Source organism: Solirhodobacter sp. (genome assembly GCF_964715405.1).
In genome coordinates, this window is the sequence record NZ_CBAICG010000005.1 from 35,733 (window position 1) to 47,525 (window position 11,793).

At 68.7% G+C, this 11,793-nt stretch carries 12 protein-coding genes; 7 read left to right on the forward strand and 5 right to left on the reverse strand.

From position 1 onward, the window contains the following. Nucleotides 1-24 precede the first annotated feature (24 nt). From AC11WY_RS03210 to AC11WY_RS03240, 7 genes are all read left to right on the forward strand, one after another. The gene (locus tag AC11WY_RS03210; RefSeq protein ID WP_482922461.1) at nt 25-834 is read left to right on the forward strand and encodes a DeoR/GlpR family DNA-binding transcription regulator; all 810 of its coding nucleotides are present in this window, start codon (nt 25-27) and stop codon (nt 832-834) included. Nucleotides 835-873: 39 nt separating this feature from the next. Continuing rightward, complete coding sequence (rhaS, locus tag AC11WY_RS03215) at nt 874-1,866, forward strand: rhamnose ABC transporter substrate-binding protein (RefSeq protein ID WP_482922463.1); 993 nt, start codon at nt 874-876, stop codon at nt 1,864-1,866. Between the two features lie 79 nt (nt 1,867-1,945). Next, on the forward strand, nt 1,946-3,478 hold the full coding sequence (locus tag AC11WY_RS03220; RefSeq protein ID WP_482922465.1) for a sugar ABC transporter ATP-binding protein: 1,533 nt from the start codon (nt 1,946-1,948) through the stop codon (nt 3,476-3,478). Next, complete coding sequence (locus tag AC11WY_RS03225) at nt 3,475-4,449, forward strand: ABC transporter permease (protein WP_482922467.1); 975 nt, start codon at nt 3,475-3,477, stop codon at nt 4,447-4,449. The genes AC11WY_RS03220 and AC11WY_RS03225 overlap by 4 nt, the downstream gene beginning before the upstream one ends. Next, entirely contained in the window at nt 4,446-5,447 is a 1,002-nt protein-coding gene (locus AC11WY_RS03230) for an ABC transporter permease (protein WP_482922469.1), read from the forward strand. Before AC11WY_RS03225 ends, AC11WY_RS03230 begins: the two co-directional genes overlap by 4 nt. 2 nt (nt 5,448-5,449) lie before the next feature. Then, complete coding sequence (locus tag AC11WY_RS03235; RefSeq protein WP_482922471.1) at nt 5,450-5,764, forward strand: L-rhamnose mutarotase; 315 nt, start codon at nt 5,450-5,452, stop codon at nt 5,762-5,764. Beyond that, nucleotides 5,761-7,143 (forward strand): FGGY-family carbohydrate kinase, encoded by a 1,383-nt coding sequence (locus AC11WY_RS03240; RefSeq protein ID WP_482922473.1) that lies wholly within the window; start codon nt 5,761-5,763, stop codon nt 7,141-7,143. The genes AC11WY_RS03235 and AC11WY_RS03240 overlap by 4 nt, the downstream gene beginning before the upstream one ends. Before the next feature lie 27 nt (nt 7,144-7,170). Here AC11WY_RS03240 and AC11WY_RS03245 read toward each other — a convergent pair whose 3' ends face one another. From AC11WY_RS03245 to AC11WY_RS03265, 5 genes are read right to left on the reverse strand one after another with little or no spacing between them, the layout of a single operon-like run. Beyond that, a complete protein-coding gene (locus AC11WY_RS03245; RefSeq protein WP_482922475.1) occupies nt 7,171-8,157 on the reverse strand; it encodes an aldose epimerase family protein in 987 nt (328 codons plus the stop codon). Then, nucleotides 8,154-9,146 (reverse strand): carbohydrate kinase family protein, encoded by a 993-nt coding sequence (locus AC11WY_RS03250; protein WP_482922477.1) that lies wholly within the window; start codon nt 9,144-9,146, stop codon nt 8,154-8,156. Before AC11WY_RS03250 ends, AC11WY_RS03245 begins: the two co-directional genes overlap by 4 nt. Continuing rightward, entirely contained in the window at nt 9,143-9,805 is a 663-nt protein-coding gene (locus tag AC11WY_RS03255) for a D-lyxose/D-mannose family sugar isomerase (RefSeq protein ID WP_482922479.1), read from the reverse strand. Before AC11WY_RS03255 ends, AC11WY_RS03250 begins: the two co-directional genes overlap by 4 nt. Next, nucleotides 9,802-10,950, reverse strand: a complete 1,149-nt coding sequence (locus AC11WY_RS03260) for a Gfo/Idh/MocA family protein (protein WP_482922481.1) — start codon at nt 10,948-10,950, stop codon at nt 9,802-9,804. Before AC11WY_RS03260 ends, AC11WY_RS03255 begins: the two co-directional genes overlap by 4 nt. After that, nucleotides 10,950-11,783, reverse strand: a complete 834-nt coding sequence (locus tag AC11WY_RS03265; protein ID WP_482922483.1) for a class I fructose-bisphosphate aldolase — start codon at nt 11,781-11,783, stop codon at nt 10,950-10,952. The genes AC11WY_RS03260 and AC11WY_RS03265 overlap by 1 nt, the downstream gene beginning before the upstream one ends. Nucleotides 11,784-11,793: the final 10 nt, after the last annotated feature.

Consider the following 11,793-nt stretch of genomic DNA (forward strand, 5'->3'; position numbering starts at 1 on the left):
AAGCTTCAGGGCAGGGAGGACGCGATGCACGAAACCGAACGCCACCGGATCATTCTGTCTGCCGTGCAGGAACGGCCCGTCGCGACCGTGCTTGACCTCGTGTCGCTGACCGGCGCGTCCGAGGCGACGATCCGCCGCGACATCGCCACGCTGCATGTCCAGAAACGTCTGCGCCGGGTGCGGGGCGGGGCGGAATCGATCACGCCGCCGCAATTCGTCGGGCTGGCCGGGCGTCCGTTTTCGGTCAACGAAACCATCGCCATCGCCGCCAAACGGGCCATCGCCCGCGCGGCGGTCGAACTCTGCGCGGACGGCGAGCCGATCATCATCAACGGCGGCACGACCACGTTCCAGATGGTTCACCCGCTGTCGGCGCGCCGGATGCAGGTGTTCACCAACTCGTTCCCGATCGCCGAGCATCTGCTGAAGCATTCCAAGAACACCATCCTGCTGTCGGGCGGTGCGATCTACCGCGAGCAGAACATCATCCTGTCGCCCTTCGAGAATGACGTGACGCGCAACTTCTATGCGCGGCGGATGTTCATGGGGGCGCAGGGCCTTGGCCCGCTCGGGCTGATGGAGGCTGACCCGCTGCTGATCCAGGCCGAACAGAAGCTGATCGGCCAGGCCGACGAACTGGTGGTGCTGGTCGACAGTTCGAAATTCCGCAACCGCTCCAGCCTGATCCTGTGCCCGCTGTCGCGCATCCACGTTGTCATCACCGATGACGGGATCACCGACCGCGACGCCCAGATGCTGGAGGCGGCGGAGATACGACTGATCGTGGTGCCGGTGGGCGCCGCCGACAGGAAAGGCGCCGCGCAGGAGGGATAAGGAAACCCGCGCGGCAAGAAACGCTCAAGGGAGGACCAAATGAGCAACTGGAAGACACTTCTGACCTCGGCCGCCATCGCGACCGCCTTGTTTGCCAACGTCGCCCATGCCGATACCAAGCGGATCGCGGTCGTGGTCAAGGCGCTGGGGATCGGCTTCTTCGACGCCGTCGACAAAGGCGCGGAAGAGGCCGCCAAGCAGCTTGGCGACGTGCAGATCATCTACACCGGGCCGACCAAGACCACGGCCGAGGGCCAGATCGACGTGATCAACGCGCTGATCGCGCAAAAGGTCGATGCGATCGCGATTTCCTCGAACGACAAGGATGCGCTGGTTCCGGTGCTGAAGAAGGCGATGGATCGCGGCATCACCGTGATCTCGTTCGACTCGGGCGTCGCCCCCGCCGGGCGCGAGATGCAGTTGAACGCCTCGTCGACCGAACTGATCGGCAAGATGCTGATCAAGATGGCGGCGGACCAGATGCCGGACGGCGGTGAAGTTGCGGTGCTGTCGGCCTCGGCCACGGCCACCAACCAGAACGCCTGGATCGACGCGATGAAGGCGGCGATGTCGGCCTATCCGAACATCAAGCTGGACGAAGTCGCCTATGGCGACGACATGGCCGACAAGTCCTATCGCGAAGCGCAGGCCCTGATGCAGAAATACCCGAACCTGAAGGCGATCATCGCGCCCACGACGGTGGGCATTCAGGCCGCGGCGCAAGCGGTCGAAGACGCCAAGAAGGTCGGTCAGATCAACGTGACCGGTCTGGGGCTGCCCTCGGAAATGGCGGGCCACGTCCACAGCGGCGCCTCGAAAGGCTTCGCGATCTGGAACCCGATCGACCTCGGCTATGCCGCGACGATGATCGCCGACAACCTGATGACCAAGAAAGCCGAAGCCAAGCCGGGCGCCGTGCTCGACATGGGCCGCATGGGCAAGGTGACGCTGGACGCCAACACCGAGGGCGCGATGGCCGATCCGTTCTTCTATGATGCCAAGAACGTGGACGATTTCGCCAAGATCTTCTGATCGGGCGCATTCCACCGGCCCGGCGCACCTCTGCTGCGCCGGGCCGCCTTCTTCCCCCCTGACCCGCTGGATCAACCCCATGCAAGCGCCTTCCCTTCACCCGGAACCGCCGGTGCTTCGGCTATCGGGCATTTCCAAATCCTTCCCCGGTGTGCGCGCCCTGTCCGGCGTGTCGCTGGAGCTTCACGCCGGCGAGGTGACGGCGCTGGTGGGCGAGAACGGGGCCGGGAAATCGACGATGGTGAAGATCCTGACCGGCATCTATCAGCCCGACGCCGGCACGATCGCTGTCGATGGCGTCGAGACGCGGTTTCCGACGGCTTCGGCCGCGGCGGAGGCCGGGGTGACCGCGATCCATCAGGAAACCGTGCTGTTTGACGAGTTGACGGTGGCCGAGAACATTTTTCTGGGCCATGCGCCGCGCACCCGGTTCGGCCTGATCGACCGTGCGGCGATGGTGCGCGAGGCGCGCGCACTGCTGGCGCGGATCGGCGCCGATCTGGACCCGGCGATCCGGCTGCGCGATCTGGGCATCGCCAACAAGCACCTCGTCGCCATCGCCCGCGCGCTGTCGATCGACGCCCGCGTGGTGATCATGGACGAGCCCACCGCCGCGCTGTCCTACAAGGAGATCGAGGAGCTTTACGATCTGGTCGCCCGGCTGAAGGCCGAGGGCAAGGCGATCCTGTTCATCAGCCACAAGTTCAACGAAATCTTCCGCATCGCCGACCGCTGGACGGTGTTCCGCGATGGCGAACTGGTGGGCGCGGGGCACATGCGCGATGTGACCGAGGGCCAGCTGGTGCAGATGATGGTCGGCCGCCCGGTCGATCAGATCTTCCCCAAGCGCCATCACAGCCTTGGCGCGCCGGTGCTGACGGTCGCGGGCTATAGCCATCCGACCGAGTTCGAGGACATCAACTTCACCCTGCACCAAGGCGAAATCCTTGGCTTTTACGGTCTGGTCGGCGCGGGGCGGTCGGAGTTCATGCAAGCCCTGTTCGGCATCACCCGACCGTCGAAGGGCGCCTGCCGTCTGGGCGACCGGGTCGTGGTGATCCGCTCCACCGCCGAGGCGATCGCGCAGGGCATCGTCTATGTTCCCGAGGATCGCGGGCGGCAGGGCGCGGTCAAGGGCCTGCCGATCTATCAGAACGTGACGCTGCCCTCGCTGCGCCGCACCTCGCGCCACGGCTTCCTGCGGCTGGCGCGGGAGTTTGCACTGACTCGCGAGTACACTGAACGGCTGGACCTGCGCGCCGCGTCGCTCGATCAGGATGTGGCGCTGCTGTCGGGCGGCAACCAGCAGAAGGTGGTGATCGCGAAATGGCTGGCGATGAAGCCGCGCGTGATCATCCTCGACGAGCCGACCAAGGGGATCGACATCGGGTCAAAAGCGGCGGTGCATGTGTTCATGGCGGAACTGGCGGCACAGGGGCTGGCGGTGATCATGGTCAGTTCGGAGATCCCCGAGGTGCTGGGCATGTCGGACCGGGTGATCGTGATGCGCGAAGGGCGGATGGTGGCCGAGTTCGGCAAGGACCGCATGACGCCCGAACGGCTGGTGCGCGCCGCGGCCGGGCTTGCCGACGCCACCGGGGTGGCCGCATGAGCCGCCTGACGACCTCGCGCGAGGCGCAACTGGCGCTGGCGATCCTCGTGATGATCGCGCTGATCGCGGTGCGGTTTCCGGCCTTCGTGGCGTCCGCCAATCTGGCCAATGTGTTCAACGACACCTCGGCGCTGATCATCCTCGCACTGGCGCAGATGGCGGTGATCCTGACCAAGTGCATCGACCTGTCAATCGCCGCCACGCTCGCGCTCTGTGGCATGGTGGCGGCGATGCTGAATGTCGCCGGGGTGCCGCTGGCGGCGATCATCCCGCTGGTGATCCTGCTCGGCGCCGGGCTGGGCGCGGTGAACGGCCTGCTGGTCTGGAGGCTCGACATTCCGCCGATCGTGGTGACGCTGGGCACGATGACGATCTATCGCGGCGTCATCTTCCTGATTTCCGGCGGCAAATGGATCAACGATCAGGAAATGAGCGCGGCGTTCAAATCCTTCCCGCGCGCCGATGTCCTCGGTCTGCCGGTGCTGTCGTGGATTGCGATCGTGGTGGTGGCGGTCTTTGCCGTGCTGATCGGGCGCACGCCACTGGGGCGCAGCTTCTTTGCGGTGGGCGGCAACCCGCATGCCGCCGTCTACACCGGCATCAACGTCGGGCGCACGAGGTTCCTGGCCTTCGTGATCTCGGGCGCGCTGGCCGGGCTGACGGGCTATCTCTGGGTCGCGCGCTATGCGGTGGCCTATGTCGATATCGCGGGCGGGTTCGAACTGGACGTGGTGGCCGCCTGCGTGATCGGCGGCATCTCGATCGCGGGCGGCGCCGGGTCGGTAGGCGGCGCGGTGCTGGGGGCGCTGTTCCTGGGCGTCATCAAGAACGCGCTGCCGGTGATCGGCATCTCGCCGTTCTGGCAGATGGCCATTTCGGGCACGGCGATCATCCTGGCGATCGCGGTCAATGCCAGTCAGGGCCGCACCAAGGGCCGCGTCATCCTCAAATCGGCGGAGCATGTGGCATGAGCCTGTCCGAAACCCCGCACGGCCGACACATCCCGGACCGCCTGACCAGCCCGCTGTCGCGCGCGCTGAAACGCTGGGAGGTGCTGCTGTTTCTGGTCGCGGCGGCGATTTTCGCCGTCAACAGCTTCGCCTCGCCCTATTTCCTCGATCCCTGGAGCTTGAGCGACGCCACCTACAACTTCACCGAAAAGGCGATGATCGCCTTCGCGATGGCCCTGCTGATCATCGCGGGCGAGATCGACCTGTCGGTCGCCTCGATCATGGCGCTCGCCTCGACGGCGATGGGCTTCGCGGTGACGCTGGGCGCCGGAACGCCGGAACTGGTGGCGATCGGCATCGTCGTCGGGCTCGCCTGCGGCGCGTTCAACGGCATGCTGGTGGCGGGGATGGGGCTGCCCTCGATCGTGGTGACGATCGGCACGATGAGCCTGTTTCGCGGCATCAGCTACATCGTGCTGGGCGACAAGGCCTATAACGGCTACCCGGCCAGCTTTGCCTTCTTCGGGCAGGGCTATGTCTGGTGGGTGTTCTCGTTCGAACTGGCGCTGTTCGCGGTGGCGGCGCTGGGCTTTGGCATCCTTCTGCACCGCACCAACTTCGGCCGCGCGATCTATGCGATCGGCAACAACCCGGTGGCGGCGATGTTTTCCGGCATCCGGGTCGGGCGGGTGAAGTTCATCCTGTTCCTGCTGACCGGCGTGATGTCGGGCATCGCCGCGATCTGCCTGACCTCGCGGCTGGGCTCCACCCGCCCCTCGATCGGATTGGGCACGGAACTGGAGGTGGTGACGATGGTCGTGCTGGGCGGCATCAACATTCTGGGCGGATCAGGCACCATTCCGGGGGTGGTGCTGGCGGCGCTGGTGATGGGGCTGGTCACCTTCGGTTTCGGCCTCTTGAACGTGCCGGGGATCGTGATGTCGATCTTCATCGGGCTCTTGCTGATCGGGGTGATCGCGCTGCCCCGGCTTTGGGCCAAGCTCAGGCCGCGGAGATGACGATGGAGAAATACGCCTTCCGGATGCGTTTGAATCCGGGGATGGAGGATGAGTATCGCCGCCGCCACGATGCGATCTGGCCCGAACTGGTCGCGCTGCTGCAAGCGGCGGGGGTCAGCGATTACTCGATCCATCTGGACCGCGAGACGAACCTGCTGTTCGGCGTGCTCTGGCGGCGGGCGGATCACGGCATGGACACGCTGCCCGCGCATCCGGTGATGCGCCGCTGGTGGGCGCAGATGGCCGACCTGATGGAGGTGAAGCCCGACACTGAACCGGTGGCGGTGCCGCTGATCCCGATGTTCCACATGCCATGACCGCGCCGCACCACATCGCCGTCATCGACATCGGCAAGACCAACGCCAAGCTCGCGCTGGTGGATCGCGCGAGCTTGCGCGAGATTGCCGTGGTGACGCAGCCGAACCGGGTGCTGCCCGGCCCGCCCTGGCCGCAGTTCGACACCGAGGCGATCTGGGCGTTCCTGCTGGGCGCGCTGGCTGAGTTTCACGCCCGGCACCGGGTGGATGCCATTTCCATCACCACCCACGGCGCCTGCGCGGCGCTGCTGGCCGCCGACGGGACGCTGGCCGCGCCGGTGCTGGATTACGAACATCCGGGGCCCGATGAGACCCGCGCCGCCTACGACGCGATCCGCCCGGCTTTCGCGGAAACCGGCTCGCCGCGGCTGGCGCTGGGGCTGAACCTCGGCGCGCAACTGCACTGGCAGTTCGCCGTCGATCCGGGCCTGCGCGACCGGGTGGCGGCGGTGGTCACTTGGCCGCAATACTGGGGCCACCGGCTGACCGGCGTCGCCGCGACCGATGTCACTTCGCTGGGGTGCCACACCGATCTGTGGAACCCGGCCGCCGGGGGCTTTTCGACCCTCGTCGATCGGCTTGGCCTGACCGGGCGGATCGCGCCGCCGCGGCGACCGGGTGACATCCTCGGCCCGATCCTGCCGCAGATCGCGGCGCGCACCGGGCTGGACCCGGCAACACCGGTGGTCTGCGGCATCCACGATTCCAATGCCTCGCTGGTGCCGCATCTTCTCGGCCGCAGACCACCATTTTCCGTGGTGTCGACCGGCACCTGGGTCGTCACGATGGCCGTGGGTGGCCTGCCGGTCACGCTTGACGAACGCCGCGACACGCTGATCAACGTGAACGCCCTCGGCGACCCGGTGCCCTCGGCCCGCTTCATGGGCGGGCGCGAATACGAGATCATCCGCGCGGGCCGAGACGCGCCGCCCGGTGCTGCGGGCGTGGCCGAGGCGCTGGCGCGCGGCGTCATGCTGTTGCCCGCCGTCGAGCCCGGCTCGGGCCCGTTCCGTGGCCACCGCATGGCCTGGACGCCAGACACCGAAATCGGCGAGGCGGTTCGCGCCGCCGCGCTGTCCTTCTACCTCGCGCTGATGACGGCGGAATGCCTGTCGATCACCGGCGCCGACGGCCCGATCCTGGTCGAGGGGCCCTTTGCCGCGAACCCCGCGTTTCTCCGGATGCTGGCGGCTGCCGTCGGCCGACCGGTGGCGGCATCCGCCTCGCGCACCGGAACCAGCATCGGCGCGTCGATGCTGTTCGACGGCCCGACCGGCGTTGCCGAACCCGAGCCCGCGTCCGGGCCAAACGCGCAGCGTGAGGGCATGCGGGCCTACGCAAGCTCCTGGCGCGCGGCGGTCGCGGCGCGGAAGGTCTGAACCGCGACCCTGTGCCGGGCGCTGCGGTCAGGCGGCAACGGCGATCGTATGGCGGATCACCAGCGGCTGGCCCGCCGTCAGCGCCACTGCCGTGGCCACCCCCGCCCGCGACAGCGGCGTTTGCCCAACCGAGGCGGCGGTGCCAAGGTCGAAGGCCGCCGCGCAGGGCTCGACCCCCAGCGCGAGGTGGCGACCGTTCCACGGCGGCGCCGTGCGCCCCCGGTTCGACACCCAGAGCATCACCGAGGGCAGGATCGCCCGGTCCCATTCCAGCGTGACCGACCAGCCCTCGGGCGCGTGGTGCAGCGTGAACCGCCCGGAGGCGTGCGGGATCAGCAGCCGCGATTCGGCAGGCTGGGACAGCGGCAGGTGGCTGAAGTCCAGCGTGCCCCCGTCCCGGCCGGGCAGGTGCGCCAGATCGGGCGCGACCGAGTCGGGCGCCAGCGGGCAGGGGTCTTCGCCCGCCTCGGTCGGGTGGGTCCAGACCGGCCCCGGCGCGCCGGGGTCCAGCCGCGTGCCGCCGGGGGTCGCCGATAGCCGGAAGATCGGGTGCAGCGCCAGCGGCAGGCGGCAATCGCGGCGCGGGTGGATCGTCAGCTCCAACGCGACCCGGCCCGGCCCGGCGGGGCGCAGTTCCTGTTCCAACGCCGCCACCGGCCCGTCGCCGGGCCCCTCGAACCGCGCTGACAGGTGATCCGCCGCCGCGGTGACCTGCCAGTTGCCATTCGCCGCCGCGCCGTGCGGCGGGCCCTCGGGGGCGTGGGGAACCCCGGCCCAGCGCGGCGCCAGCGGCCCCGCATCGCCAGTGCCAAACGGCACGCAGGGGAAATCACCGCGCAGACCGCGCAGGATGCCTGGCGCGTCGGGCGGCAGCGCCTCGCCCGCCCAGGGCGCGATCGACAGCGGCTCCACCCACCGCCCATCGGGCAGGCGCAGCCGCAAGGGCGCGACCATGCCGCCAAGCGGCTCCATCGTTGCCGCGCCGCCGTCCCATGTCAGGGTGCGCGCGGTCATCGGCGCAGCGGCGGATGATCGGGCATCAGCTCCGCCAGCGGGCGCAGCCCCTCGGTCGCCGTCGCGCCGGTCAGGCAGGCGGCGGCGGCGCGGTGGCCCAGACGCAGGCAATCGGCCACGCCCCAGCCGTGGTGCAGCCCGAAGATCACTCCCGCGCAGAACGCGTCGCCCGCCCCCAGCGCGCTGACGAACCGCGCCGGGTCGATCGGCGTCGCCTCGGCCCAGTGCGGCCCATCCGCCCCGAGCCAGAGCGAAAACCCTGCCGTGTGCAGCACCACCGTGCCCGCGCCGCCCGCCCGCAGCGCCTGCGCGGCGGCCAGCAGCCCGGCGCGGTCGTCGGCGCCGGCAACGGGCAGGCCCGAGGCGCGCGCGGCCTCGATCTCGTTCAGGAACAGGTGGTCGATGTGCGGCAGCGCTGCCGCCACCGTCTGGCGGAACGCGGCCGTGTTGGCGGATACCAGGTCCACGCAGGTCACCATCCCGGCCGCCCGCGCGCGCGCCAGCAGCCGCGCCGCGCCGGTGCCCCTGGCATCGTCCACCCGGTCCAGCCCGCCCATCAGGTTCAGATAGCCCAGGTAGAAGATCCGCGCGCCGGTCGCCGCCAGCGCCTCGAGCGGAACATGAGCTTCGGCCAGCAGGTCATTGGTGCCCGGATGATAAAAGAAGGTGCGGCTGTCGCTGGGGACGTTCATCACATGGGTATGGGCAGTCGGTGCCGCGTCGGTCTGCGCCAACCAGCGCGTGTCCAGCCCCGCCGCCGCGCAGGCCGTGCGCACCGTCTGGCCGTGCAGATCGGTGCCCAGCAGCCCGACCGGGTGGATCGCCAGCCCGGTCGCGAAGGCGGCAAGGTCGAGCGCCACGTTGGCCGCGCCACCGCCGACCCCGGTCGTCTCGTCGCGGATGATTGCCAGCTCGCTCTTGCCCGGCCAGGCGTCGATGGTGTGAACGATGTCCACGATCCAGTTGCCCGCGCAGACGACGCCGCTCATCCCCTTGGCACCTCGTTCCACAGCGGCAGGGTAGCGTCTTCGTCCTCGTCGATTTCGGCAAACCGGCCAAGGGGTTCGAGGAAGAAGTTGTCATGCAGGTCGTCGTTGCACTGGCTGACCTCGGCGCCAAACACGGTGCCGGTGCCCGCCTCGCCCCAGAACCGGTGCTGCAGCCCGCGCGGAATGGTGATGCTTTGCCCCGCCGTCAGCCGGATCGCCCCGCCGAACGGGTCCACCAGGCGGCCGTCCACCCGCGCCTCGCCCGCAAGGTCCATCAGGCTGCCCTCGCGGGTGAACTCCACCATCAGGTTGCCGCCGCCGCGCACGATGATGTCTTCCAGCTTGACCTTGTGGCAGTGGAACGGGGTTTCCTGATCCTCGCCGACGATCAGCAGCTTTTCGGCATAGGGCCGCTCGGCCGCCACGCCCTGAAGGCCGTTGCGGATGCACAACAGCGTCAGGCCGCGCGACTCGAAGCGGCCCGCGCCGAAGTCGGTCACGTCCCAGCCGATCTGGCGGTGGGCGAGGAACGCCGATTGCCCGGCGTTGGCGCGGTGGTCGGCCAGCGTCCACGTCGCCCAGTCGGGCAGGGCAAAGCGGTAGGCGGCGGCCAGCGCCCGCGCCTCGGCGATGGCGCGGTTGATGCGGGATCGTTTCATGGGCGGGCCTCATAATCGACGGTGACGATGCGGTTTTCGGTGCCCGCCGTCAGCGCGGCGGTCAGGATGGCGTGGTGGTCGGCGGCCTCCTGCGGCGTCACGCAGGGAAAGCCGCGCGCATCGCCGCCCGCCAGTTCATCGACATAGGCCGCCCACATCTGCTGGATCGCGTCGGTGAAGCCGAACTCGAAAATCCCGCCGGTAATGGTGGGGAAGATCGGGGTGTAGCCGAGGTCTTCCACCTGCCAGGCCTGGGTGCCACCGGGGCGGTAGGTCATGAACTGCCATTGGCGCGGCGACTTGGTGGTGAAGCTGGCGCTGCCCGACATGCCCAGCACACGGATCGACCAGGTGTTCGCCTCGCCGGGCGCGATGCGCCAGGTCTTCAGCACCAGCGGGAAGGCCCCGCCCGGCGCCGGAGCCGTCGCGTTGAGGGTGGCGTTGTCCCAGGTGTCGCAAGGGACCGAGCCGCCCTTGCCGTCTGGCCGCGTGGTGACGCGCTTGACGAGGCTCGCCTGCACCGAGGTCGGTCGCCAGCCCAGTCGCAGCGGCACATGCAGCACATGCATGCCCAGATCGCCCATGCAGCCATAGGCGCCGTTGACGGAAGCCATGCGCTTCCAGTTCAGCGGCTTTTCCGGGTTGATGTCGGACGAATGCAGAAACGCCGCCTCCACCTCGATGATGTCGCCAATGGCGCCCGAGCGGACAAACGCCAGCACCTTCTGCGCGCCGGGGTAGAACGGCATTTCCGACGAACAGCGCACCAGCAGGCCGGGATGCGCGGCGATGGCGGCGCTGATGGTGGCGTTCTGCGCGCGGTCCATCCCGAACGGCTTTTCGCCCAGCAGGTGCTTTCCGGCGGCGAGGATGGCCGGATAGATCTCGGCGTGCAGCACATGCGGGACGGCGCAATAGACCGCCTCGACGGCCGGGTTGGCCAGCAGCGCACGGTAATCCGTCACCGCCTGAACATCGCCAAGGTGGCCGGTGAACCAGTCCATCAGCGCGGGGTTGGTATCGCAGACGGCGACGATCTTCGGCTTCGCGCGCGGCGCGTTCAGGTGCATCCAGCGCGCGGCGGCGCTGGCGAATTCGCGGCCCATGAGGCCACAACCGATGATGCCGAAGCCGATCTCGCGCATCACGCGGCCCCCGTCAGCAGGGCCAGCGCCGCCTCGGGGCTGGCGCCCTCGTGCACCACGGCCATCAGCGCGCGGGTCATCCCCGCCGGGTTGGGGTGCTGGATCACGTTGCGGCCATAGACGATGCCGCGCGCCCCCTGCGCCATCAGCGCGGCGGTGCGGGCGAGGATTTCGGCGTCGCTGACCCGCCCGCCGCCGCGCACCAGCACGGGCAACCCCTGCGCGATCTCGATCACGCGGTGGTATTCGGCCACCTCGTCGCAGGGGTCGGCCTTGATGATGTCGGCGCCCAGTTCCGCCGCCTGCCGCACCAGCGGCAGGATCAGCGACAGGTTGCCATCCACCATGTAGCCGCCCTTGGCGTTGTCCTGCATCACCAGCGGCTCCACCATCAGCGGCATGCCGTAGATTTCACACTCGCGTTTCAGCTTGTTGATGTTGCGGATGCAGTCGCGGTGAATTTCGGGCTGGCCGGGCAGCAGCAGAAGGTTCACCACCACGCAGGCGGCATCGAGCACCAGCCCCTGTTCCACCGGGCGGTCGATCACCTCCGAGAACAGCGCCCGCGGAAAGGGCGTGCCGTAGACGTTGGCGACATCGGTGCGAAGCACCAGCGCGGGGCGCGCCTTGCCGGGGATCGCCTGCAGCATCGGCGCGGTGCCGGGCGGCAACTGGATCGCGTCGGGCGCGGCGGCGGCGATGGTGGCGATGGCGGCGCGCATGTTCTCGATGCCGCCCAGAAAGCCGCCCTCGTTGAACATGCCGTGGTCGATCGCCACGTCGAAACAGTTGCCCGACGGTGCAAAGAGGCGGTTCAGGCGGGCGGTCTTCATGGCTACTCCT